The sequence below is a fragment of the Enterococcus raffinosus genome (assembly GCF_019175485.1).
Classification (GTDB): Bacteria; Bacillota; Bacilli; order Lactobacillales; family Enterococcaceae; genus Enterococcus_A; species Enterococcus_A raffinosus.
In genome coordinates this window covers 2,636,662-2,662,500 of sequence record NZ_CP072888.1, presented here as the reverse complement: position 1 = coordinate 2,662,500, position 25,839 = coordinate 2,636,662, and the positions used below count along the sequence as shown (strand labels likewise).

General features: G+C 41.9%; 18 protein-coding genes, 7 tRNA genes, 1 pseudogene, 1 riboswitch and 1 other annotated feature (1 of these 28 only partly in view). Of the genes and pseudogenes, 20 read left to right on the top strand and 6 right to left on the bottom strand.

All coding sequences use genetic code 11. The annotated features are described in order from the left end of the window. The 10 genes from J9537_RS12920 to J9537_RS12875 all read left to right on the top strand — a co-directional run. Positions 1-12, top strand: a tRNA-Met gene (locus J9537_RS12920); it begins 62 nt to the left of the window's first position. Positions 13-30: 18 nt separating this feature from the next. Next, a tRNA-Asp gene (locus J9537_RS12915) sits at positions 31-103 on the top strand. 5 nt (positions 104-108) lie between these two features. After that, positions 109-181 (top strand) — tRNA-Phe (locus tag J9537_RS12910). A gap of 8 nt (positions 182-189) precedes the next feature. After that, a tRNA-Gly gene (locus J9537_RS12905) sits at positions 190-260 on the top strand. Between the two features lie 14 nt (positions 261-274). Further along, positions 275-348: transfer RNA gene (locus tag J9537_RS12900), tRNA-Ile, on the top strand. A 23-nt stretch (positions 349-371) separates the two neighbouring features. Then, positions 372-459: transfer RNA gene (locus tag J9537_RS12895), tRNA-Ser, on the top strand. A 15-nt stretch (positions 460-474) separates the two neighbouring features. Next, a tRNA-Glu gene (locus tag J9537_RS12890) sits at positions 475-546 on the top strand. A gap of 113 nt (positions 547-659) precedes the next feature. After that, positions 660-743: riboswitch (SMK box riboswitch) on the top strand. After that, a complete protein-coding gene (metK, locus tag J9537_RS12885) occupies positions 741-1,931 on the top strand; it encodes a methionine adenosyltransferase (protein WP_010745341.1) in 1,191 nt (396 codons plus the stop codon). Its footprint overlaps the riboswitch before it by 3 nt. Before the next feature lie 116 nt (positions 1,932-2,047). Continuing rightward, positions 2,048-3,526: an MDR family MFS transporter gene (locus J9537_RS12880; protein ID WP_010745342.1), complete on the top strand. Its 1,479-nt coding sequence runs from the start codon at positions 2,048-2,050 to the stop codon at positions 3,524-3,526. A 22-nt stretch (positions 3,527-3,548) separates the two neighbouring features. Continuing rightward, complete coding sequence (locus J9537_RS12875; RefSeq protein WP_010745343.1) at positions 3,549-4,337, top strand: alpha/beta hydrolase; 789 nt, start codon at positions 3,549-3,551, stop codon at positions 4,335-4,337. 7 nt (positions 4,338-4,344) lie between these two features. Here J9537_RS12875 and mnmM read toward each other — a convergent pair whose 3' ends face one another. Genes mnmM through J9537_RS12860 form a run of 3 tightly spaced genes read right to left on the bottom strand, consistent with a single transcriptional unit; the run spans position 4,345 to position 6,519 of the window. After that, positions 4,345-4,908 carry a tRNA 5-(aminomethyl)-2-thiouridylate-methyltransferase MnmM gene (gene mnmM / locus J9537_RS12870; protein ID WP_010745344.1) on the bottom strand — a complete coding sequence of 188 codons (564 nt, stop codon included), beginning with the start codon at positions 4,906-4,908 and terminating at the stop codon, positions 4,345-4,347. Next, entirely contained in the window at positions 4,883-5,863 is a 981-nt protein-coding gene (gene mnmL, locus J9537_RS12865; RefSeq protein ID WP_010745345.1) for a tRNA modification radical SAM protein MnmL/YtqA, read from the bottom strand. Before mnmL ends, mnmM begins: the two co-directional genes overlap by 26 nt. After that, positions 5,860-6,519, bottom strand: coding sequence for a phosphatase PAP2 family protein (locus tag J9537_RS12860; RefSeq protein WP_010745346.1), 660 nt, complete (start codon positions 6,517-6,519; stop codon positions 5,860-5,862). Before J9537_RS12860 ends, mnmL begins: the two co-directional genes overlap by 4 nt. Positions 6,520-6,657: 138 nt before the next feature. Continuing rightward, positions 6,658-6,850: a binding site (T-box leader), on the top strand. Between the two features lie 568 nt (positions 6,851-7,418). Here J9537_RS12860 and leuS point away from each other — a divergent pair. Both leuS and J9537_RS12850 read left to right on the top strand, forming a co-directional pair. After that, positions 7,419-9,932, top strand: coding sequence for a leucine--tRNA ligase (leuS, locus tag J9537_RS12855; RefSeq protein ID WP_010745347.1), 2,514 nt, complete (start codon positions 7,419-7,421; stop codon positions 9,930-9,932). 113 nt (positions 9,933-10,045) lie between these two features. Then, positions 10,046-10,937 (top strand): annotated as a pseudogene (locus J9537_RS12850) (NAD(P)H-dependent flavin oxidoreductase). Positions 10,938-10,949: 12 nt separating this feature from the next. Here the strand turns inward: J9537_RS12850 and J9537_RS12845 are convergent. Then, entirely contained in the window at positions 10,950-12,446 is a 1,497-nt protein-coding gene (locus tag J9537_RS12845; RefSeq protein WP_010745349.1) for a UDP-N-acetylmuramoyl-L-alanyl-D-glutamate--L-lysine ligase, read from the bottom strand. Between the two features lie 125 nt (positions 12,447-12,571). Here J9537_RS12845 and J9537_RS12840 point away from each other — a divergent pair, with 125 nt between their 5' ends. Together J9537_RS12840 and apf are read left to right on the top strand one after the other, a co-directional pair. Continuing rightward, positions 12,572-14,209: a putative polysaccharide biosynthesis protein gene (locus tag J9537_RS12840; RefSeq protein WP_010745350.1), complete on the top strand. Its 1,638-nt coding sequence runs from the start codon at positions 12,572-12,574 to the stop codon at positions 14,207-14,209. 416 nt (positions 14,210-14,625) lie between these two features. Next, entirely contained in the window at positions 14,626-15,285 is a 660-nt protein-coding gene (gene apf / locus J9537_RS12835) for an aggregation-promoting factor (RefSeq protein WP_010745351.1), read from the top strand. 100 nt (positions 15,286-15,385) lie between these two features. Here apf and J9537_RS12830 read toward each other — a convergent pair whose 3' ends face one another. After that, on the bottom strand, positions 15,386-16,237 hold the full coding sequence (locus J9537_RS12830; RefSeq protein WP_010745352.1) for an RluA family pseudouridine synthase: 852 nt from the start codon (positions 16,235-16,237) through the stop codon (positions 15,386-15,388). A gap of 300 nt (positions 16,238-16,537) precedes the next feature. Here J9537_RS12830 and J9537_RS12825 point away from each other — a divergent pair, with 300 nt between their 5' ends. From J9537_RS12825 to J9537_RS12815, 3 genes are all read left to right on the top strand, one after another. Continuing rightward, the gene (locus J9537_RS12825) at positions 16,538-18,739 is read left to right on the top strand and encodes a PBP1A family penicillin-binding protein (RefSeq protein ID WP_010745353.1); all 2,202 of its coding nucleotides are present in this window, start codon (positions 16,538-16,540) and stop codon (positions 18,737-18,739) included. Positions 18,740-18,808: 69 nt separating this feature from the next. Beyond that, a complete protein-coding gene (locus J9537_RS12820) occupies positions 18,809-19,150 on the top strand; it encodes a YlbF/YmcA family competence regulator (RefSeq protein WP_010745354.1) in 342 nt (113 codons plus the stop codon). Between the two features lie 330 nt (positions 19,151-19,480). Then, positions 19,481-20,620: a serine hydrolase domain-containing protein gene (locus tag J9537_RS12815; RefSeq protein ID WP_010745355.1), complete on the top strand. Its 1,140-nt coding sequence runs from the start codon at positions 19,481-19,483 to the stop codon at positions 20,618-20,620. Positions 20,621-20,652: 32 nt separating this feature from the next. On the opposite strand, the gene J9537_RS12810 is transcribed toward J9537_RS12815, so the two are convergent. Further along, positions 20,653-20,835: a hypothetical protein gene (locus tag J9537_RS12810; RefSeq protein ID WP_010745356.1), complete on the bottom strand. Its 183-nt coding sequence runs from the start codon at positions 20,833-20,835 to the stop codon at positions 20,653-20,655. 179 nt (positions 20,836-21,014) lie between these two features. Between J9537_RS12810 and J9537_RS12805 the strand changes: the two genes are divergently transcribed. From J9537_RS12805 to J9537_RS12795, 3 genes are read left to right on the top strand one after another with little or no spacing between them, the layout of a single operon-like run. Further along, a complete protein-coding gene (locus J9537_RS12805) occupies positions 21,015-22,196 on the top strand; it encodes a metallophosphoesterase family protein (RefSeq protein ID WP_010745357.1) in 1,182 nt (393 codons plus the stop codon). Continuing rightward, positions 22,186-24,816, top strand: a complete 2,631-nt coding sequence (locus J9537_RS12800) for an ATP-binding protein (protein ID WP_010745358.1) — start codon at positions 22,186-22,188, stop codon at positions 24,814-24,816. Before J9537_RS12805 ends, J9537_RS12800 begins: the two co-directional genes overlap by 11 nt. Beyond that, positions 24,813-25,757, top strand: coding sequence for a 3'-5' exoribonuclease YhaM family protein (locus tag J9537_RS12795; protein WP_010745359.1), 945 nt, complete (start codon positions 24,813-24,815; stop codon positions 25,755-25,757). The genes J9537_RS12800 and J9537_RS12795 overlap by 4 nt, the downstream gene beginning before the upstream one ends. The last annotated feature ends 82 nt before the right edge of the window (positions 25,758-25,839 follow it).

Below are 25,839 nucleotides of genomic sequence, written 5' to 3'. Positions count from 1 at the left end.
CTGCTCCCGCAATTAAAAACTAAAAAATACGGTTCCGTGGTGTAGGGGTTAACATGCCTGCCTGTCACGCAGGAGATCGCGGGTTCAAATCCCGTCGGGACCGCTTCTGGCTCGGTAGCTCAGTTGGTAGAGCAATGGATTGAAGCTCCATGTGTCGGCAGTTCGATTCTGTCCCGCGCCATCAGATTTGCGGGTGTAGTTTAGTGGTAAAACCACAGCCTTCCAAGCTGTTGTCGCGAGTTCGATTCTCGTCACCCGCTTTAGTTTTTATGAAGGGCCTATAGCTCAGCTGGTTAGAGCGCACGCCTGATAAGCGTGAGGTCGATGGTTCGAGTCCATTTAGGCCCATTAAAAAATCTTTTTGGTTTTTTGGGGAAGTACTCAAGTGGCTGAAGAGGCGCCCCTGCTAAGGGTGTAGGTCGGGAAACCGGCGCGAGGGTTCAAATCCCTCCTTCTCCGTTTTTTTATTATTATGGCCCGTTGGTCAAGCGGTTAAGACACCGCCCTTTCACGGCGGTAACACGGGTTCGAGTCCCGTACGGGTCATCCTGAGACGTTCTTGGACGTCTCTTTTTTTTATGTCGAAAATGATTTTTCATAAGTTTTCAGATTTATTGATGGTTTTATTAGTGACAGCTGCTATTTTTCTGTTATAATCGAGTCGTTGCAAGTTCCCGATAGGCTCTGGAAAGGCCCAGAGATTCCTTGTAACCGAATAAAAATTAGGGGGAATATTTATAATGGAAGAACGTCGTTTATTTACATCTGAATCAGTTTCAGAAGGACATCCGGATAAGGTTGCTGACCAAATCAGTGACGCTATTTTGGATGCTATTTTGGAAAAGGATCCGAAAGCCAGAGTTGCATGTGAGACTTCAGTGACGACTGGGCTTGTTTTAGTTTTTGGAGAAATTTCTACTACGGCTTATGTAGATATCCAAAAGGTTGTTCGTGAAACAATTAAACGCATTGGCTATACTGAATCAAGATTTGGGTTTGATGGAGACAATGTAGCTGTATTAGTAGCAATTGATGAACAATCACCTGATATCGCTCAGGGCGTGGATGATGCATTGGAGACTCGTGGGAAAGAAGAATTATTAGATGACATCGGTGCTGGAGACCAAGGTTTGATGTTTGGTTTTGCAGTGAACGAGACACCTGAGTTAATGCCATTGCCTATTTCATTGAGTCATCACTTAGTAAAACGTTTGGCAGATTTGCGTAAATCTGGTGAAGTGGCTTATTTTGGTCCAGATGCGAAATCGCAAGTAACAGTAGAATATGATGAAAATGGGAAACCATTGCGTGTGGATACCGTTGTCATTAGTACACAGCACAATGATGCGGTTGATAATGAAACGATCCAAAAAGACGTAATGGAAAAAGTGATCAAACACGAAATCCCTACTGAATTATTAGATGAGAAAACAAAATATTTTATTAATCCAACAGGACGCTTTGTAATCGGCGGTCCACAAGGAGATGCCGGTTTGACTGGACGTAAAATCATCGTTGATACTTATGGTGGTTATTCACGTCATGGCGGGGGTGCTTTTTCTGGTAAGGACGCAACAAAAGTTGACCGCTCAGCTTCGTACGCTGCACGTTATATTGCCAAAAATATTGTTGCTGCCGGCTTAGCTGAAAAAGTAGAAGTGCAGCTTGCTTACGCGATTGGTGTGGCTCAACCGGTGTCTATTTCAGTAAATACCTTTGGAACGGCAAAAGTTTCTGAAGAAGCATTGATCGGTGCAATTCGAGAAAACTTTGATCTACGCCCAGCTGGAATTATTGAGATGCTTGATCTTCTACGTCCAATTTACAGCGATACGGCAGCGTATGGTCATTTTGGTCGTACGGATGTCGATCTGCCTTGGGAACATCTAGATAAAGTAGATGCATTGAAAAAAAGTTTGAATTTAGTATAAATCGTACAGACATAAATTATTTATGGAGTTCACGAGGCGGTTTCTATTGGTCATGTCGTTGATCAATGGGACCGTCTCTTTTTATTTAGTTATTGAGTAGGAATATGGAGGGTAAGATGAAGAGAAAAACAAATGTAAAGGTTGTAACAGCTGGGATTTTCATCGCGACATTTATGTCAGCGATTGAAGGGACGATCGTAACGACAGCGATGCCGACGATTGTAGGAAGTTTGCATGGTATTGAAATCATGAATTGGGTCTTTTCGATTTATTTATTAACCAATGCTATGATAACACCGATTTACGGGAAATTAGCGGATAAGATTGGAAGAAAACCGATTTTTATTATAGGTATATTGTTATTTGTATTAGGATCTGCGTTGTGTGGAATGTCGAATGAGATGCTGACGCTGATCATTGCTCGGGGAATTCAAGGAATCGGTGCTGGCGCAATTATGCCGGTATCCTTAACAATTATTGCGGATCTATATGATATTGAAAAGCGAGCAAAAGTACTAGGGCTGACGAGTGCGGCTTGGGGTGTTGCGAGTGTATTTGGTCCTCTTGCAGGTGGACTCATCGTGGATACGATTGGTTGGCACTGGATATTTTTTATTAATGTACCGATCGGATTAGGATTGATTGCTCTCTTGCAATATTTCTTTGTAGAAGAAAAGAAGACACATGAAGCGAAAAAGATGGATATCTTTGGTAGTCTATTCTTAATGTTAACCTTAGTTAGTCTTTTGTTAGGATTCCAGCTTTTGGGAGATGAAGGGATAACTGTTATGGTATTAGCTTTGTTTATCGTGAGTCTGCTTTCATTAGGGTTATTTATTCGTACCGAAAAACGGGCCGAAGATCCGGTGATCAATTTAGAATTGTTTCGGAATCGAACGTTTGCCAGTGTAAATATTGTAGCTGCTTTAATCAGTGGCTTTTTGATGGGGCTGGATGTCTATATACCAATGTGGATGCAGGGAGTTCTAGGAAAACCGGCTGGAATCGGAGGACTAGTATTGGCTCCCATGTCGATTGTCTGGATGTACGGGTCCTTTTTATCTGGTCAATTATTGCGTAAGTATCCGGCAAAATGGATTATCGTCAGCGGTTTGATGATTATTTTAGCTGGTGGAGGCACTCTTTTAGCGTTGCCGCAGCAGAGTCCCTTTTGGCTGTTCTTCATCATTATGGGGGTCTTAGGAATCGGATACGGCCTGTCTGTTACTACGACGACCGTGGAGGCACAAGCCAGTGTTCCTAAAGAAGAAATTGGTGTAGCCACTTCATTTAATACCTTGTCTCGTACGATCGGTCAGACTGTGATGGTTTCACTTTTTGGCATCATTTTGAATATCGCAAACGGACGACAACTGACGAGGGCAGGAATTGCGGATTTGGATGTGATGAATCGATTAATTAATCCTCACACAGCATTACAGATTGAAGAAAGTTTACGAATAGAATTACGAAAAATTCTGTTTGATAGTTTACATTGGATCTATTTTGCTGGTTTGTTGTTGATCATAGCGGCTTTGATTTTTAGTTTTATGGTTGGCAAACAAAGCAAAAGTGTTAAACTAAACGAAGAATAGAAGAAGTGGAGGATTGAACTGAATGGCTTTTTTACAGGCAAATGTGTATTCGAACGTTTTGCAAATGGAAGTGGCGATGAATGTGATCTTGCCGCAAACCACTCATAAAAAAATTGGAACTGAAACAGCAGGAGTAACGGAAGATGTGCCTGTATTGTATCTTTTGCATGGAATGGGTGGAAATCATAGTGTGTGGGAACGACGCACCTCTATTGAACGATATGTGGCTGACTATAAGATGGCCGTGGTCATGCCTTCGACAGATTTAGGTTTTTATACAGATACGACTTATGATATGAATTATTGGACCTTTGTTTCCGAAGAGCTGCCAACCATCGTCCATGAATTATTTCCTCAGATTACACATAAGCGAGAAAAAACCTTTGCGGCAGGCTTATCAATGGGTGGCTATGGCGCGTTGAAGCTTGGCCTATCAAAACCAGAGAATTTTGCCGCGGTAGCTTCTTTATCAGGTGCCGTGGTTTTGGCTGATGTGGAAAGTTTACTACTGGTGAGAAATGAAGCCTACTGGCAAGGAATCTTTGGTCCATTAGATCAAATTCAGGGTTCTGTGAATGATCCGGTTCGTTTATTGAATGAATTAGTAGATAGTGGAACATCAGCACCGCGCTTTTTCTTGGCTTGTGGAACAGAAGATGATTTGTATCCAGCTAGTCAATACATGGCACATAAAATGAAGCAAAAAAATCTTGATGTGACCTTTGAAGAGGGACCTGGAAAACATGATTGGGTATTTTGGGATGCTTGGATCAAACGTGTTTTGGAATGGTTCAACGAAAAGAGCGACTGATTTCTTGTCAGTCGCTCTTTTTTTCTACACACAATAAGATGGGAGGATTATTTTTTTGATTAATAAATTGATAGTTCAGAACACTGAATTTTTCTTGCGGCAGGGCTTGGCAAAAATGCAGCACCTCATTTTTTTCAGCTTCACCGCCCTCATGACCATAATAAATGACGACAATCACTCGCCCACCTATGGTCAATCGTTTCAAAATCGCTGACATGGCCTGTTTAGTGGTCTCAGGCAGAGTAATGATGTGCTTGTCACTTTTTGGTAAGTAGCCAAGATTAAAAATGGCTGCTTGAATTGGTTGATCCACCGCGATTTTTTCTTCAATCGTTTCATGGCCTGCAAGAAAAAGTGTCGCACGATCTGTATAGTCCGCTAATTTTTCACGGGTATTTTGGAGTGCTTGCTTTTGAATATCAAAGGCATAAACATGTCCGGTTGATCCAACTAGTTCAGCTAAAAAAAGTGTATCGTTCCCGTTTCCCATTGTGGCATCAATAACATAATCGCCTTCTGAAATTATTTCCTTTAGCAATTGGTGACTATAACGCAGAGCCGTTAGCAACATGAATAAAGTCCTTTCTTAGAGCAAATTTTCCCTGATAAGAGTCGCGGCGAATCAATTCTTGATCAATCGCATTTAACACTTCCCATTTTTTTAAGCTCCACATAGGTCCAATCAATGAGTCCCAGGGAGCATCACCTGTCAAACGATGAATGATAATGTCTTGCGGAATCATTTCTAATTGGTCACAGATGACAGACACATAGTCGTCCTTACTCATTAATTGCAATCGACCTTCGGCATAATCTCTTAGCATTTTTGTATTACGCATTAAGTGTAGTAAATGCAGCTTTATTCCTTGAATGTCAGAGTCTAAAATTGTACGGCGAACATTTTCCCGCATCATGTCTAATGATTCGCCAGGTAGACCGTTGATTAAATGGGTGCAGACATTGATGTTGTGTTTCCGCAGACGTGCTACGGCGTCAACATAGGTTGGATAATCATGGGCACGATTGATTTTTTCGCTGGTAGATTCATAAGTGGTTTGTAACCCTAGCTCTACCCATAGATAAAGACGTTGATTAAGTTCAGCTAAATAATCAACGACCTCTGGCGGCAGACAATCTGGCCGGGTACCCACGGACAAACCTACGACACCAGGAAGATTAACGACTTGCTCGAAACGTTCACGAATAACCTCTACTGGGGCATGTGTATTCGTAAAGTTTTGAAAGTAGACGATGTATTGCTCCACATGGGGCCATTTTTGATGCATCATATCGATTTCTTTATGAAATTGCTGCGGCAGCGGATCACTAGGTGCGACAATCATATCGCCGGAACCTGAAACACTGCAAAAGGTACAGCCGCCGTGTGCGACCGTTCCGTCTCGGTTTGGACAGTCAAAGCCGCCATCAACAGGGACCTTGAAAATTTTCCCGCCGAATTGCTGCCGTAGGGCATAATTCCATGAATGATAGCGTTTGGCTTCATCGTCACTATATTGAAAAATCATTTTTTCCTCCTAATTGCTTTTAGATCATAAGCTAATTTCTTCTGCTTGTAATAAGGATAAGTAAATAGCAACCAGCTGCTGCCGAAAAGGACACCTGCGAGCACATCACTCGGATAATGGACACCAAGATAGATACGACTCACCACAATGCTGAAGATCAATAAACCGACAATGATCTGAGCAATTAGCCGCGGTGTTTTTTCTTTAAAGAACAGAGCCATAACAAAAATTAGGGTGCCGTAAAGTAATGTACTAGCTGTCGCATGTCCGCTTGGAAAGCTAAAGCTATGTTCCGTTACCATATGTGGCAAAATGGTTGGCCGAGCACGGTGGAAAAACAGCTTGAGCAAATGATTGCCGATACCACTGACTAGCGCCATACTGATTGCTAACCAAAGTGCTGTAATCTTTTGTTTATTAAAATAGAATAAGCCGACGAACACAATGGACAGGAGAATGACGGTGATCGGATTCGCGAATTTTGTTACCCATAAAAAATAGCCGTTCATTTGAGGCGATAATTGATGGACTGCATGAATGATTCCTCGGTCAAAACCCGATAATGTATCAGGGTAAAAGCGTACAATGTAACACATTGCCGCAAAAAATAGCAAAGTGAAACTACCGATTAATTGGTAAATGGATTTGTTTTTCATTATATTTTCTAATTCACCCTTTCTAAACAGAAGTATTATATCATGTTTCGCTAAAGGGACAATTTTTTCGAGAAATTCTTAAGGGGAATTCAATTGAATAATATTTTGGAATCTGCTAAGATGAAACTACTTTGAATAGTTGCTGCCCGGAAGAGGAGTAGTAGAAAAGGATCGCATTTCAGAGAGCGCACGGTGCTGTGAGTGTGCATGTGAGCCATTCGAACTTACCTTGGAGCATGATCATTTGATCCGGTTAAAGACCGTTATTTCTTTTGAGGTCTGTCTTTTGGCAGATGAAAATAGGTGGTACCACGTTGATAACGTCCTATGAGAGTTCTTTCTGAGCTTTCGTAGGACTTTTTTGCTAGTCCAACTTTTCGCAGTTATTCAAAGCATGAGAACGATTAACATCTTTAGCCATGTTATCAGTACAAGGTATCTAGTTGGATAGTATGCGTACGAAGATTGGTTGAATTTTGCGTAAGGAAAATTCATTCATTTATTTTGAGCTAGCTGTCAGTTCTACTTCTCGCTTCAGCGAGTTAGTAGAATGATATGCGTGACGAAGATAAGCCCATTTTTCTGTATTTTAGAAAAATGATTCATTACTTGGAATTAGCTGCTAGTCCAACTTTTCGTAGTTATTCAAAGCATGAGAACGATTAAAATCTTTAGCCATGTTATCAGTACAAGGTATCAAGTTGGATAGTATGCGTACGAAGATTGGTTGAATTTTACGTAAGGAAAATTCATTCATTCATTTTGAGCTAGCTGTCAGTTCTACTTCTCGCTTTAGCGAGTTCGTAGAAGGAAGTGTCTTAGTTTTTCAGTTTCATTTTAGAAACTGCAGCTATATTATTATTACAAACAAAATAAGTTTATTTATTAGGAGGAGCAACATGAGTTACGATCACAAAGCGATTGAGAAAAAATGGCAAAAATATTGGGCAAAGCACAATGTTTTTAATACCCAAGATGATCCTGAAAAGCCAAAGTTTTATGCCTTGGATATGTTTCCGTATCCATCTGGACAGGGCTTGCATGTAGGACATCCGGAAGGTTATACAGCAACAGACGTCATTTCACGAATGAAACGGGCGCAGGGCTACAACGTGTTACATCCAATGGGATGGGATGCTTTTGGTTTGCCAGCAGAACAATATGCCTTGGATACAGGAAATGATCCTGCGGAGTTTACTAAGAAAAACATCGAAACCTTCAAGCGTCAAATCAATGCGCTAGGATTCAGCTATGATTGGAATCGCGAGTTGAATACAACAGATCCTGAGTATTACAAGTGGACTCAATGGATCTTTGAACAAATGTATGAAAAAGGATTAGCTTATGAAGCGGAGGTTCCTGTAAACTGGGTTCCTGAATTAGGAACAGTTATTTCTAATGAAGAAGTGATTGATGGCAAGAGTGAACGCGGCGGCTATGATGTAATTCGTAAACCTATGCGTCAATGGATGTTGAAAATTACTGCTTATGCCGATCGCTTGTTAGATGATTTGGAAACGGTGGATTGGCCAGAAAGTATCAAAGAAATGCAACGGAACTGGATTGGCCGCTCAATCGGTGCGAATGTCAGCTTTAAAATTGACGGCAGCGATGAAACCTTTACTGTTTTTACCACGCGTCCAGATACCTTGTTCGGCGCGACTTATGCAGTGTTGGCACCAGAGTTGGACTTGGTACAAAAGATTACGACAGCTGAACAAAAAGCGGCTGTTGATACCTACATCGAAGAAGCATCGAAAAAATCAGAATTGAATCGGACAGATTTGGCGAAGGAAAAAACCGGAGTCTTCACAGGGGCTTATGCGATTAATCCTGTCAACGGTGAAAAAATGCCAATCTGGATCGGTGACTATGTTTTAGCTTCTTATGGAACAGGTGCTATTATGGCGGTTCCTGCCCATGATGAACGAGATTATGAATTTGCGAAAACATTTGGTCTGCCAATCATTCCTGTACTTGAAGGCGGCGATGTTGAGAAAGAAGCCTTCACAGGTGACGGACCACATATCAATTCAGAATTTTTAGATGGAATGAATAAACAAGATGCCATTGATCAAATGGTTGCTTGGTTGGAAGAACATGGCTGTGGGAAGAAAGAAATCAGTTACCGTCTGCGTGACTGGCTGTTCTCTCGTCAACGTTATTGGGGTGAACCAATTCCGGTCATTCACTGGGAAGATGGAACAACTGGTTTAGTGCCTGATTATGAATTGCCTTTGGAATTACCAAAAACAACAGACATCAAACCAAGCGGAACGGGTGAATCTCCATTGGCCAACATTGAAGAATGGGTCAATGTAGTGGATCCGATTACCGGTAAAAAAGGTCGTCGTGAAACCAATACGATGCCGCAATGGGCAGGCAGCTCATGGTACTACTTGCGCTTCATCGATCCCCACAACAAAGAAGCCTTGGCGGATTATGACAAACTGAAACGCTGGATGCCGGTGGATCTTTATATCGGTGGAGCTGAACATGCGGTGTTGCATCTATTGTATGTGCGTTTCTGGCATAAATTCTTGTATGATATCGGTGTGGTGCCAACAAATGAACCCTTCCAAAAATTATACAACCAAGGGATGATCTTAGGCCAAAGCTTCCGTGATAGTCGTGGGGCGTTAGTACCAACGAACATGGTAGAAAAACGCGATGGCAAATGGTTCAGTATCGAAACAGGAGAAGAACTAGAAGAAGCGCCTGCGAAAATGAGTAAATCATTGAAAAATGTGGTAAATCCTGACGATGTTGTTGAACAATATGGGGCCGATACTTTACGGATGTACGAAATGTTCATGGGACCATTGGATGCATCGATTGCTTGGAGTGAGAACGGACTTGAAGGTTCACGGAAATTCTTGGATCGCGTATGGCGTCTGATTGTGGATGAAGAGGGTAAAATGCGAGATCATATCACAACCTTCAACGATGGGTCATTAACTAAGGTCTACAATCAAACCGTTAAAAAAGTAACCGAAGATATGGAAAACCTCCACTTGAACACAGCCATTTCTCAATTGATGGTTTTCGTCAATGACGCATATAAAGCAGAAGCGTTAACTTATGAATACGTGGAAGGCTTTGTTCAATTGCTTGCGCCGCTTGCACCGCACATTGCAGAAGAGCTTTGGGCGATCCTAGGACATGAAGGCGGCATTTCTCATGTTGCTTGGCCAACGTATGATGAAGAGGCGCTAGTTGAAAATGAAATTGAAGTCATTTTGCAAGTCAACGGCAAGGTTCGTTCAAAAGTAATGGTTGCAGTTGATTTAGCCAAAGAGGAGTTAGAAAAACTTGCAATGGCAGATGAGCACATTCAACGAAATATTGAAGGCAAAACGATTCGTAAAGTAATTGTTGTACCAAATAAATTGGTCAATATTGTCGCAAATTAGCCAAATTAACTATCTCGTATTTATTTACGGGGTAGTTTTTTTAGTAAAAATATGGAGCGGCACTTTGTTCAGCTGTGCTAGGATGGAGAAAAAGGGAGCGAGGGATTTAATTGATGAAAATTACTGAGTTGTTAGGTATCCAATATCCGATTTTTCAAGGAGCAATGGCTCATATCGCCCGTTATCCGTTAGTCAGTGCGGTATCAGAAGCCGGTGCATTAGGAATTATTGCGGCAGGTGGACTAAGTGGGGAAGAGTTGCGAGAACAGATTCGTGAAACGAAAAAACGTACAGACAAGCCTTTCGCTGTTAACTTGATGCTGCAAATGGACAATATTTCGGAACAAGTTGACCTACTGATTGAAGAAAAAGTAAAAATCGTTACGACTGGTGCAGGAACACCTAAACCTCATATGAAACAGCTAAAACAGGCTGGGATCAAAGTTTTCCCTGTCGTTCCTTCCGTGAAATTAGCGAAAAAGATGGAGCAATTGGGTGTTGACGGGATCATTGCTGAGGGAATGGAGGCTGGCGGACACATTGGTGAGACTACGACGATGACGCTGATACCGCAAGTAGCACAAGCGACTGAGCTACCATTGATTGCAGCAGGAGGCATCGGTGATGGTCGCGGGATGGCGGCGGCATTTGCTTTGGGGGCACAGGGGGGTCAAATGGGCACCGCTTTTTTTGCTAGCAGCAGAGTGTCCCATTCACGAAAACTATCAGAAGGCGATTATCCGAGCAAACGATACCGCTACAATAGTGATTCGTAAAGGTGGAGCGATCCGCGGATTAAAAAATCGTTTGACGACAGAGTCACCGAATGAGGCATTTACATTGGAAGCATTACGGTCTGCAGCAGATCCGGGAGATATTGAACAAGGATGCGTGATGTCTGGGCAGATTGCCGGATTACTGACCCAAGTGAAGCCAGCAAAGGATCTAATCGAAGAATTGTATAGAGAAGCTAAGTACGTGAGTGAAAGGATAAAAATAGACTAACGGGGTGCCCCGTTAGTCTTTAATAAACGTTTCAGCCAAATGGTAGTCACCTTCATAAGGAAGATCTTCACCATTGACGGTCATATATTTGTCGGTTCCTTTTCCAGCCAAAATGATGGCATCATTTGGTCCGGCATTATGAATCGCTTCTTTGATGGCTTTCTTGCGATCGGCTTCAAAGTGGACATGGACACGATCGTTTTGGATGCCTTGCTGGATTTCGTCTGCGATTTTTTTTGGATCTTCAAAGTTTGGATCGTCACTAGTCAGAACAGCGATGTCGGCATATTCTCCAATCGCTTGTCCCAGTCCGTCACGGCGAGATTCTGCTTTATTACCGGTAGAGCCGGTGATGACCAGAAGTTTCCCGTTCGGGTGCTGCTCCTTCGCAAAGGCTAACAAGGATTTCATGCTTAGATAATTATGGGCATAATCCACATAGATGTGGGCGCCATTTGATTTTAGCAGCAGGTTCATTCGACCAGGGACCAAGGCCTCAGCCAGACCTTGGCGACCGGCTGCTTGATCTGCGCCTACTAACGCACTAGCGATTAAGGCAGCAGCGGCATTTTCCTTGTTGAAATCACCAGCCAGCAAAATTTTATACTCGCCATTTAGCTCCAATCGATCCTCTGCACTGGATAGAGCAAATGCTAGCGGATGGTCTAACGGCTTCACCTGATAATCCGCTGCCTCATTCCCGTAAGTAATAACGGGAATCATTTGTTTTTCGGCTAATTCCTGCAGCAGATCAAAATGATCGATTTCATGCTGCAGAATGACTTGACGAGAATTTGCCACCAATTGTCGTTTACAATAGAAGTAATCTTCAAACGTTGGGTGTTCAATGGGTCCGATATGATCAGGCGAGATATTTAGAAAGATCCCTACATCAAAAGTTAAGCCATAAACGCGTGCGACTTTATAGGCTTGGGAAGAGACCTCCATGACTAGATGTGTCATACCGTTTGCTACGGCCTCTGCCATCATGCGATATAAGTCTAAAGATTCTGGTGTTGTCAGCTTTGATTTGAAAAAAGTAACGCCGTCTAAGGTTGTATTTAAAGTAGATAGCAATGCGGTCTTTTTATTTGTAGCGAGATCTAAAATTTGTTTTGTAAAATAAGCAACGGTTGTTTTTCCCTTCGTTCCGGTGATGCCGATCAGCTTCAATTTTTCTTGCGGGTAATCGTAAAATGCCATACTTAGAACGGCTAGCGCTTTACGAATGTCGGTTACAATAATCGCCAATTCTGCCGCCACCTCGTAGGGCTGTTCTGCAATATAACAGGTTAAACCGTCTTTCAGTGCTTGTTCTAAAAAGCGCTGTTGAAAATTATTGCCCTTACAGAAAAAAAGTGTGGTGCTATCGACTTCACGTGAGTCGTAAGAAATTTTTTCGAAGTCTTTATCAAAGGGAGCAGTCAGTGTCCAATGCGTTGGTGTGATGAACTCCCGTAAAAGATTTTCTTTTTCAAGTATTTGTTGAATTTGGGTAAGTGTCAGCATGTTGAGACCTCCAATATATAGTCTAGGCTATTATAGCATAGCTCAGGCTTAGAAAAAGTAAAGAGTGATTGTCAGGAACGCGATTTAGCTTTACTATAAGAGTAACGATTTTTAAGGAGGAGACCATGAAAGAGACACGACCAAGTGATCTGAGCTATCAGGAGAAAATGATTCAGGGATCGGCATGGATGTCGATCGGAAGTATTTTTTCCCGACTGCTGGGGGCAATATATATTATTCCATGGTACGCCTGGATGGGAGAAAATGCCAGAGCGGCGAATGGCTTATTTAATATGGGGTATACCTTTTATGCGTTGTTCATGATGATCTCCACTGCGGGATTACCTGGGGCAATCGCGAAGCAGGTCGCTCGTTACAATTCTATGGGTGACTATCAAACGAGTCATCGGTTATTCATCAAGGCTCTGCAGGCAACAGCGATCTTAGGGGTTGTCTTTGGTGGAGTCATGTTCTTCACTGCTCCGTTATTAGCTGGTTTATCAGGTGGGGGTCGTGAACTGATTCCTGTGATCCAGGCATTGAGCATCGCGGTCGTGGCCTTTCCATGTATGAGCGTTTTACGAGGCTATTTTCAGGGTCAGCAGGATATGCGGCCTTCTGCGATTTCTCAATTAGTTGAACAGGCGCTTCGAGTCCTATACATGCTTTTAAGTGTTTTCATCATCATGAAGGTTATGAAAGGCGATTACTTAAATGCAGTGATTCAATCGACCTTTGCGGCTTCAGTTGGGATGATCGGTTCTTATGCTGTTTTACTTTTTTATTGGTTCAAAAAGCATAAGCAAGAAAACAAGCAATTTCAACCTAGTCGGAATAAAGTGGCGATTGACACAAAGAAATTATTGATTGAAACGGTTCGCCAAGCGATCCCTTTTATTTTACTAGGAAGCGGAATCACCATTTATAAATTAGTAGATCAGGTCACGTTTATCCATACGATGAGTGCCAACACGAACTATAGCCACGAGCAATTAGTTGCCTTATATGCCCTTTTCAGCGCGAACCCAGATAAGCTGACGATGGTGGTGGTTGCCTTAGGGACCTCTTTAGCATTGACAAGCTTGCCGATGTTGACGGAACTTTTCACGCAACGACGTCGGCCAGAGCTGGCTAAACTGGTGAACACGAATATCCAATTGTTTGCTTTTATCATGCTGCCGGCTGTTTTTGGGATGATTTTGTTGGCCTATCCTTTGAATACGGTCTTTTATTCAGCAGATCTATTAGGGAGTCGCGTCTTGGTTGCTGCCTGTTGGGCTGGATTTGTTTCAGCTTTATTTATGATGCTGTCCACGACTTTGCAAGGCATCTCCCACAGCCGTATTGCTGTGAGGTATTGGTTAGCTGGGCTGCTGTTAAAAATAGTCATCCAGGTACCGTTAATTGAATTACTGGAAGTCTATGGACCCTTAGTTGCTACATTTATCGGACTAAGTTTTACCTGCGGCTTATGCTTATGGAAATTACGAAGAGTCGTCCACGCCAATTATAAGCTGGCTCTTCGTCGCTGTGTGTTGATTTTTATTTTAGCGATCCTAATGCTGATTGTTGCTGTTGTTGTTCGGCAATTAAGCTATTTAGCCTTTGATCCTTCATCTCGGGTTTCAGCTCTTGTTATTTGTCTACTGACGGCGGGAGCTGGCGGATTGGTTTATTTCTATTTGAGTTTGAAGATACGCTTAGTTGACAAATTAGTTGGGCCGCAGGCAAGAAAATGGCGCAGAAGACTTCATATTAAATAAAACTGTTTCTACTTCCGTTCTTTTATATAGAACGGAAGTATTTTTTTATTATAAATCAACGATTAAATTCAAATTCTACAAAAAATATTTGCAAAATAATTCAAAAAGAACAAGGTTTTTTCTTTTCTTTTCTTTACAAAAAGATTGCAATATTTCTAAAGATAATTTTTGTAATACAAGAGTAAAACAGTTACATCTGCTGGAAAAGGCTTGGATACTGACTTTTATTTAATAAGAATAAAAGTAATATATTTCAAAGTGACACACACGCCGGCGTTTTGTTACATAGTTTTATGTTTCTGTAATGAACTGTTACATTAATATTACCCATGAAATACAAAAGGATGGTAAAGTAGCACTCGTAGTCAAGAAGACAGAAGAACAATGACATAAGAAAAATCGGAGGAAGTTACATAATGAAATTAGGGAAAACATTTCTTTTTAGTACAGTATTAGCAGCAGGTGCAGGTTTAGCGATGGGAGCTACAGATGCACACGCTTCAGAAACATACACAGTAGAAGCGGGCGATACTTTATCAAAAATCTCACACAAGTTTGCTGGTAACGACAGCTTAGTAGAAGCAATTGCAAAAGCAAATAAAATTTCTAACGTAAACATGATCTTTGCTGGTCAAGAATTAACGATTGATAGTGAAGGAAAAGCAGCAAAAGAAGAAAAAACACAAGCAGTTGAAACTGTTCAAGAAACAACAACAATTCAAGCTTCCACAGAAGTACCTGCACAAGAAGCGGCACCAGTACAAGCAGCAACAGCTCCTGTACAACAAACACAAGCAGCTCCTGTTCAACAAGCAGCGCCAGTACAAGAAGCAGCTCCAGCAGCGACTGCAGCGACAACTTCTTCAGCAAAAGAATGGATTGCTCAACGTGAATCAGGCGGTTCTTATTCAGCTACTAACGGTCAATACATCGGACGTTACCAATTATCAGCTTCATACTTAAATGGTGACTATTCTGAAGCAAACCAAGAACGTGTTGCTGATCAATATGTAACTTCTCGTTATGGCTCATGGGAAGGCGCGCAAGCTTTCTGGCAAGCAAACGGTTGGTACTAGATAGACGATTTCAAGCCAAGACCTCACAATGAGATCTTGGCTTTTTTTATGGAAAAAAACCAGTTTGAACAGAGCCACTCTGTCCGAACTGGTTTCTTTTTCACCATAATCCTGGTAAAGCTCGTACGGCTATTTTCTGATTGGTAAAAGGATGGAGCAAATGCAATTCATAAGCATGCAACATTAATCGTCCGCGGGGATTTTTACTATATAAGGGGTCTCCGATTAATGGGTGCCCTATACTAGCAAGATGAACGCGAATTTGATGAGTCCTGCCGGTTTCCAATTGACAAAAAATCGCTGTTTGATTTGTTGATTGCTCGGCGACAGTGACATGAGTGATGGCAGGCTTACCACCTTTTGGATCGATTCTTCGTTTGCGACGATCATGCCGGTCACGGCCAATTTTTTTATTGATGGTTAAATCCTTTTTGATTGTTCCGTGAACGACCGCTTGGTAACGACGATAAATTTTTTTTTGCTCTAATAGACGCCCTAAGATTGGTAAGACAAAAGGGTTTTTCGCAAAAACAATCGCGCCGCTGGTTTCTTTGTCTAGGCGATGAACCACGTGAGGCTGGAAATCTGGCGCTAAATAGGCGGCTAAATGATTGAATAAAGTATCGCGCTCATCTGGCTGATTGGGGTGGGTTTTCATGCCTATGGGCTTATTAACAATGATTAAATGTTCATCTTCGTAAAGTACCTTAATTTGCTTTTTGTCGCCCAACAGGATCTTCCGTTCCGGATAATCGCTGGCCTCAAGAAGGATAGTAATCGTATCTCCAGGGTGAACGATTGATTGGAAATGACAAACTTCGCCATTAATCAGCAGGCCTTTGCGTGTTCGAATAAAATGGCGAACCTTTCGCGGGACTAGCCATTCCTGCTCCAGTAAATCTTTAATAGGCATTTCAACAGTATATTCAGGCAGAGTCATGGTAAATTTCATTGAATAGCTCCTTTTTATAGTTGTAAATGGATAGTAACTAAAATAGACGGGTTTAAAATAAGAGGATAGTTACTTAAGTGAGTAAGTAGCTGAAGCTTATTTTTTCTTTTTATTGAGTAAAATAAATCATTCATCCGGCTTATTGTATCACTTTTAACGGATATTTAAGAAAAAAATCAGCTTTTCCTTGATAGGCCATGCTAGAATACTCTCAAGTGTGTATCGGTCTGGAGACCCAAGCATAGAATCGGTCATTTGTGATACACTGTGTCTGAAATTTGTATAGAATGGAGACCAAACATGGATTTTCAGGAATTTTGGCGCAAATTTAAAAGTGGTGCGAAGGTTTTTTGGCAAAAGTTCCGTAGCGGGACAAAAACCTTTTGGGAGTGGATCAAGCCTTATTTGATTCGTTTTCACCATTGGCGCAAACGTATTTGGAAAAAATATCATATCAATAAAATCTTGCTCTTAATCACACTTGTAGGCATCCTAGTGATGAGTGTGTACCTATTTTTCTTAGCGAAGTCGGTGAATGTGGAGACGCTGCAGTCCAGCTTGAAGCAATCGACGGTTATCTATGACGAAAAGAATGAACAAGCCGGTTCTCTCTATGGACAGAAGGGAACCTATGTGGAAAGTGACCAGATTTCTCCTTATTTAAAGGATGCGGTTGTTTCTACAGAGGATCGAAATTTTTATAACCATCATGGATTTGACATCAAAGGGATTGCTCGAGCCGCGCTAGGTTTGGTTACCTCAGGTCATATTACTGGTGGAGGAAGTACCTTGACCCAGCAGCTGGCGAAAAATGCTTATTTGAGTCTCGATCAGACGCTTGAACGGAAGGCCAAAGAAATTTTCATGGCAATCGAGATTGAAAAGAAATATGACAAAGATCAGATTCTTACGATGTACCTCAATAATGCCTACTTCGGGAATGGGGTTTGGGGCGTTCAGGATGCAGCGAGAAAATATTTCGGTGTAGATGCGAATCAGGTAACGATTGGTGAAGCAGCGACGATCGTGGGGATGCTGAAGGGTCCAAGTATTTATAATCCGATTGACAATCTAGAAAATGCAGTAAATCGTCGCGATACTGTACTATCTGTTATGGTAGAAAATGGTAAGCTGTCCAAAGAACAGGAGGCGCAAGAAAAAGCCGTTGATCTGGGTTCAGAATTGAATGATACGTATTCCTCAGCGGATGCGGGCTATCGATACCCTTCATACTTTGATGCCGTCATCGATGAAGCAGTGGAACGCTATGGAATGTCTGAAAAGGATTTACTGAATAAAGGCTATAAAATCTACACCTCATTGGATCAGGATTATCAAAAACAAATGGAAGCTGTTTATGCCAACAACGCAAACTTCCCAGCGAATGCTGCGGATGGCGCAATGCCGCAATCGGCATCTGTTGCGATGGATCCCAAAACCGGTGGTGTGCAAGCGTTAGTTGGTCGTCGTGGAGAACACATTTTCCGCAGCTATAACTTTGCGACTCAAATGCAGCGTTCACCTGGATCTACAATGAAACCGTTAAGTGTTTATTCCCCCGCTTTAGAAGCTGGATACAAACCTGATAGTGTACTGAAGGACGAACCGCAATCGTACTATAAAGCGAAAAACTATGACGGAACCTATCAAGGGGAAGTGCCAATGTATCAAGCGGTGGCTCAAAGTCTGAACTTACCAGCCGTCTGGTTGCTACATGAGCTTGGCTTGAATAAGGGCTATAATAAAGCCGAAGAATTTGGAATCCCATTAAGTAAATCAGATAAATACTACGGATTAGCTTTAGGTGGGTTAGAAAAAGGGACCTCACCGATGCAAATGGCGGCCGCTTATGGTGCTTTTGCGAATGAAGGAAAAGTATATCAACCGCATTTGATCACAAAAATTATTGATTCTACAGGAGCGGTTATTGAAGATAATAGCTCGCCGAAATATGAGCAGGTGATTTCAAAAGAAGTGGCAAATGAAATGACCAGTATGCTCCTAGGTACTTTTTCAAACGGAACAGCAGCTCAGGCAGCTCCTGCAGGCTTCACAGTTGCTGGGAAAACGGGAACGACTGAAACGAACTTTGATGCAAACAAGGTCAATGACCAATGGATCATTGGCTATACACCAAATGTCGTGATTTCTACTTGGTTAGGTTTTGAAAAGGTCAGTGAGACACATTATTTGAGCGGGACAAGCGGTTCAGAAGTCGGGCAGGTTTTCAAAGCCGAAGCCGAATCTATCCTACCATATGCCGGACAATATTCCTTTGATGTCGCGGACGCTTACGTGACTGGCGGAAAAGTTGTAGCGGCAAATGAAGTGAACCAAGGCGCGGACAATTCGGACACGGATAAATGGCGGGAAGAATTAAAAGAAATTGGCGGAAAAGCCAGTGAAGGTGCTGCAAACTTCTTTGAAAAGGCTAAAGAAGGGGCTAATAAGTTGAAAGAAAAAGGCCAAGAACTATGGCAACAATATCAACAAGGAAATTAGGGTGTGAACCCGTTTCCATTCATGTTACAATAGAAAAGTAACTTTTATAGAAAATGAGGGAATAAAAAAATGGCAAACATCTACGATTCAGCGAACGGATTGGAACGCGAAATCCGCGAACTACCAGAATTTAAATCTTTAGAAGCAGCTTTTGCGGAATTAAAGAAAAATGAAACAGCTTATGCGGCGTTCAAGGACTTCCAAGCATTCCAACAAGGTCTGCAAGAAAAACAAATGCGTGGTGAAGACTTCAGTGATGAAGATGCAGCACAAGCACAAGCATTAGCAGAGAAGGTTCAACAAGAAGATTTGATCAATGAATTAATGGTGAAAGAACAAGCTTTCAGCGTAATCATCAACGATTTGAACCGCATTATCATGACTCCAATTCGTGAATTGTACGAAGGTTAATCAGAGATAGAAGCTGCGACGCCCCCGCGTCGCAGCTTTTTTTTGCCAGTCCAACTTTTCGCAGTTTTATGATTGAAGGAAAGTCCAATCATTTATTAACCTTCCATTCTATTACGTGTCGTATAGTTGGATGGTATGCGTACGAAAATAAGCTCATTTTTCTGGTGTTTAGAAAAATGAACACTCAAAAACTGAGCTAGCTGCCAGTCTCAATTTTTTTAGCTTACAAGAATCTTACAAGAAACGAATAAAAATGATAGATGAGAAAAAATCACAGTTTTTTTTATCGAAACTTGCTATACTTCATGCCATAAGGATGGCGAAGAAAGAATGAAGAAAATAGTTATTGGAGGCAGTGGAATAGTCCTGTTGGTTATCGGCTGTTTATTAGCTTGGCATGCAAATGCGTTAGATTTTCATGCAAAAAAAACACAAGAGACAACAATTGCCTCGACTAGGTCTTCGAAAGATTCATCACTAGAAGAAACTGAAGTGAAGCCAAAAGAGAAAGCAGCGATTGTCTTGCCGACGACTGCCAATCAAGAGTTAGACACTTTTTTGAACAGTCAGCATTTTTCAGGGACTGCGTTGGTAGTACGTAAAGGTCAAGTCATTTTAAATCAATCTTATGGGTTGGCGGATCAAGAAAAGCAAATGCAAAATACACCAACGACTCGGTATTATATCGGCTCAGCACAAAAAGCAATGATTGCCACAGGAATTTTACAGTTGGAACAAGCAGGTAAATTGAAGATCGAGGATCCTGTGGCGAAATACATAAAAGCTTTTCCCAATGGACAGCAAATCACACTGAAGAATCTGCTTAATCATACCAGTGGATTAACGGGACGCACAGAGGGAAGTAAAGAAATTTTGCCGGAGCAGATTGTTCAGGAGATCGAAGCGGCGGGCAGTGATTCCCCAATAGGAACTTGGCATTATTCGGATAGTAATTATGCAGTTCTAGCCTATATCCTTCAGCAAGTTAGCAAACAAAAGGTGCAGGCGTACATCCAAGAGCATATTTTCAAGCCAGCCAACATGCAAAATACAGGTTTCTATCAAAGTACTAAAGCAATCACTGACTTGGCAGAAAGCTATAAAGAAAAAAATGGCCGTTTAGAAAAAACGCAGTTACCAAATCTTACTCAATTATTTGGTGCAGGCGATATTTATACGACAGCGACCGATTTTTATTTGTTTGATCAGGCGTTGATGCAGGGAAAATTGATCAATGATGAAGAAAAAAGTAAAATGCTGACGGCAGGCAGTGCTTCTACTTATGGGATGGGGTTCTATGTGAATCCTGGGAGTTACTCTAGCCACGGGGTTCTTGGTGGATTTAATACAATCAATACCTTTACCCATACAGGACTGACCTTTATTATTTTATTGGCGAATACGAATCAGGTTCAGTCTTTAGGTCAGACCGCTGATCATATTTATGAAGTTTTAAACCAGATGGAATAAAAAAAGTTAGCCACACGGCTAACTTTTTTTGTTTAGAAGAATTTTTTGAATTGATCCCTCAAACTATCGAATTTCTCGGATTTTAATAATACTTTGGCTTTATCATAATATTCGTCCAGTTCGTCCTTATGGTCTTCGATAAACGCCTTGGCTTTGTCAATATTGCCTTCATTTAAGAGTTCTTTGGCTTTTTTGATAAGTTCTTCTTTATTCATTTCGCTCACTCCATTCAATTACTTTCATTCTAATTGATCTGCCTTCTTTTTTCGAGAATTTCCTTTTTAAAATGTTTTCTCAAATACGAACAGACTTTCGTTTTTTTATGTTAAAATAGATTGGATTAAAAGCTGATTATTCTAAAGTTCAGCACCATTGTATGTGAGGAGGAGAAAAAATGAAATTCCTACACGCGGCGGATCTACATTTGGATCGCGCCTTTGAAGGACTGACTACTGTGTCAGAGCATTTTCGAAAATATTTGGCAACTGCCAATCAGAAGATGCTGCAAAATATTGTAGATACAGCGATTACGGAAGCCGTCGATTTCATTTTATTGGCAGGGGATACCTTTCATCAAAATCGCCCCACGTTAAAAACACAACGTTATTTCTTTCAAGAAATGGCGCGTTTAGATGAAGCAAACATTCCTGTTTTTATGAATTTTGGCAACCATGACTTTTATCAAGCAGATCGTTATTGGTTTGCTTTTCCAGATACTATTCACATATTCGACGGGGAGCAAGTCGAAACGAAAAATTTTATTATAGGAGCCGGAGAGCAGATCGCGATCACAAGTTTTAGTTATCAACACCCAACGATCATCGAAGAAATGGCTGAGAAGTTTCCTCGGAAGGGTGCTGTCGATTTTCACATTGGTATGTATCACGGTGGACAGGCGCCTTATGCCCCATTTCAATTATCGGAGCTATCTTCAAAAGGCTATGATTATTGGGCGTTAGGACATATTCACGTTCCGCAAATCTTGGCAGAGCAGCCTTATGTTATTTATCCTGGAACACCACAAGGGCATACACAAAAAGAGATGAATCTCGCAGGTGTGATCGTAGTCGAGAGCCAAGGAAATCAACTGATTCCAAAAGCGGTGCCAGTGGAAGCTGTTCGCTGGGAAAAGCAGACATTGTCTTTAGCAAAAGTTAGACAACCTCGGGAAATTTTTCCATTAGTCCGTCGCCTAAGTGTAAATGGACCAACCTTAATGCATTTAGAATTTAGTGATGCAGAAAATGTGGGTTCAGAGCTGACGTATCAAATCGCCTCAGGAGAGTTACTAGAGGCGCTGCAAGAGGAAACCGCACCAGAGATTGGTCTTTGGCAATTATCATTGGCAGAGTTACCGAAGGAAAAGCCTTATCTGGCAGTGGACAATCAGTTGATTGATCATTTGATCCTGACGTACGAAACACCAGAAATATTTAATGAATTATTGAATGATTTGGACCAGAATCCACAGCTTCACCCTTTAATGGATCAAGCGTTTCGAACGCAAACGATGGAAAGACTAAAAGAAAAAATGGAGCAAAGCTATCAATTTAGGAGGGAAGCCGATGTGGATTAAAAAAGCGGAGATCACAAGCTTTGGCAAGTGGCGTCAGCAGACCTTCCTATTTGAAGCAAAAAATCAGTTAGTCTATGGATTAAATGAAGCGGGAAAATCAACGCTGTATCAATTCATCCAAGCAATCTTATTCGGTTTTCCCGCGAAGCGTAAAAAAGGTCAAGATTATACACCGAATGATGGCAGTGGTTTTGGCGGACGCTTATTGCTCGTCCATCCGACGTATGGCACAGTGACGATCGAGCGATACAAGGCAAAAAATAAAGGCAAGGCTAAAGTCTGGATGGAAGACGGTCAGCAAGGGGAAGAAGAATTACTGGAAAAAATTCTTTATCCGTTGAACCAGCAGCTGTTTCGTCAAGTGTTTACCTTCCAGCAGGAGCAGCTTCAGCAGTTAGATGCTCTAAGTGAAGAAAACTTGCATGAAGCGTTAATCTCCTTGGGCTTATCCGGCAGCAATGAACTATTTGAACAACGGCTGCAACTGAAAAATATGTTTGAAGCGATTTATCGGCCACGCGGACGCAAACAGCCATTGAATCAGGCTTTGCAGAAGTATCAAGCCCTGCAACAGAAGATCAAGGAAAAAGAAGCACAGGAGGCCGGCTTTCAGCAACTGGTACGTCAGGCAGATGAAGAAAAGCGGCAGGTAACGCAACAGGCCACAAAGAATCGCAACCTTCAGGAGCGTCAATTAGGTCTGGAACAGCAGCGGATGAACTGGTCAGCATACGCAGAATATTTAGAGTTAAAGAAAATGGAGTTGCAGCTATCAGCTAGTGAATCGGAACAGGCAGAGCTTCAAGCGTTTTATCAAGAGTATCAACAATTAATGAAAGAACAGGAAAAATTACATGCTGCGTTGCAACAGCACAGTGGAAATCAGGAATCAGCACGCTATTATTTTTACTTGGAAAACGAACAGAAGATCCAGCAAATAGTAGCTGAAAAAGTGACTATCACACGAATGCTGGATGAAGAACAGCGAATCGCAGTGAAGCTGGCACAAGTCAGCGAAGTTCCAACGAACTGGGAGCAAAATCTACCCAAACCGTTTGCAGATGAGCAAGAAATTCAAAAGCTTTTCGCTCCGCTGCAGGTACAGCAAAAAGCGCTAGAGGAACAGCAAATTCGTCTGCGTTTAGTCAAAGAACAGCGAGATCAAGCAGAAGCTAGCCTCAATGACTATGAACAGAAGCACCCTGAACTCTTCAACCGCAAAAAGAATCCGCCGTGGTTGTTGATTGGTGCAGCTGTTGGTTTGATCGTCGCCTTTTTGCTTCCTGCCCCTTTGCGCTATGTGTTGGTCGTAGCAGCAGTTGCTTGCGGTATCGGCGGGGTGCTGAAGCAGAGCAAACCTGCAAATAAAGATACTTGGCAGGAAAAACTTGGACAGCTGGATGTTTACGAAGGACAGGTAGCGGAAATGACAGAAAAAGCGGCTAAGAGTCAGCGCAATGTCCAACGCCTATTCGATCAGCTCCAAAATGAATTACGGCGAAGAAATTTAGCCGATGCTGAGAACGAGTTTGCGGTTGTGCAGGACAATCAACGGGCACAAAATTATTTAGCACAACTGAAAACAAACAAAGAGCTTCAGCAGCGACAATCGATTTTACGTCAAAATTTGATGCAGCAGGAAGAGCGTTTTGGCTTTTTGACAGAGTGGCTACCCCTTCATGAAAAAAATCTATCTGAAAAGTTTGCAGTGTTAGAGCAGTTTGTTAAGGAAATGGAGCAGATCCGTTTTGCTCAAACCTATCAAGAAAATACAGTTTTGCAGCAACGCATCCATGAAGCACAGAAGCATCAGCAACAGCTTTTAACGCAGTATCATCCTTTGATGGAAAAAGTACATTTGGCGTATCCATCAGAGATTCCCGCATTTTTACAGCGGGAATCCGAGGTGGTTCAAAAGCAAGGTCGGTTAAGAGAACTAACCAAGAGTGTCGCCCCATTATTCAAAGAGGAAACAACCCTTGCAGAAATCGAAGAAGGCTTGCGTATATTACAGCAGGAGATTCAAGCTGGCGAAGCTCAGCTCCAGCAATTACAGGAGCAAGAGCAGCGAACACGTTTGCAGATTCAACAAATGCAAGCAGATGGCACACTGGACAGTCTATATCAACAAATCAGCCAGCAACAGGCGTTAGTTGAAAATTTAACGACGGATTATGCATTGGCGAAGCTGGAGAACCAGTTGTTACAGGATATCGCCACGGAATTATCTGAGCAGCAGCTGCCTGAGCTGCTAAAACAGGCAACGAGCTATTTCCAAGAGTTAACCAATAATGCACACAGTCGTTTAGATTTTTCAGAAGGACTATTGACCGTCGATCAGATGAGTATATATAATCTTTCCACAGGAACCAAAGATCAAGTGATGATGGCCTTTCGCTTTGCTTATCTTGCTTTACAACAGAAACACCCATTGTGTCCAGTAATCATTGATGATGGTTGGCTCCATTATGATCATCAGCGAAAATATCAGTTTGCTAAATTATTACAGCATTTTAGTGAAAATTATCAGGTCATTTGTTTGTCATCTGACCAAGAAATGGTAAGCTATTACCAAGAGCTTCACCAGCCAGTCTGGGAATTGAAGGGAGTCCAACGATGAAAAAAATCAAAGAATTGACAGTTGATGAACAGTTTGAGATGTACGTGCTAATTAAGAACGCCGACGTTCGCTTAGCGAAAAATGGGAAAAAATTTATCGCGTTTACTTTCCAAGATACTTCTGGAACGGTGGATGGCAAATTTTGGGATGCTTCTGAGGAAGAGATTAAGCGATACAAGGCCGGACAAGTGGTTTTATTAAACGGCAAACGCGAAATTTATCAAGGGAACCCACAGGTGAAGATCATGCATCTGCGTACAACGAAGCCAGATGAACCCAATGATCCAGCTCTATACATGGAGCGTGCACCGATCAAGCGCGAGGATATGGAGGAAGAGTTTAATAAGACACTTTTTGAGATCACCAATGCCCATTGGAATCGGATCGTTCGTTTCTTGCTGAACAAATATCAAAAGGAATTTTTCGAATTTCCCGCAGCAAAGCGCAATCATCATGCATTTGCCGGTGGCTTGGCATTCCATACGTTGACGATGCTGCGTTTAGGCAAGGCGATCGCGAAGGAATATCCTCAGCTAAATACCTCATTGCTTTATGCTGGGATCATCATTCATGATTTAGGGAAGGTAATCGAGTTAACAGGTCCTTCTTCGACTGAATATACAGTAGTAGGTAATTTAGTCGGCCACCTTGTTTTGGTAGATGAAGAAATCACGAAAGCCTGTGCTGAATTGAAAATCAATGATGCTGACGAAGATATAGTGGTCTTGCGTCATATGGTCTTGTCACACCATGGACTTTTGGAATACGGATCTCCTGTGCGCCCACGCATCATGGAAGCAGAAATCCTGCACCAAATCGACAACATTGATGCTTCGATGCAAATGATGTCGAGTGCTGTGAAAAATGCAGAGCCAGGGACATATACCGAGCGTATCTTTGGATTGGATAATCGCAGTTTTTATGTACCAAAAGATATTTAAGACAAAGCATGCCGCGGAAGCCTCGCGGCATGCTTTTATTGTGAAGGAAGCCTTTCTTAAGCTGTCTGAAAAGTGACGATTA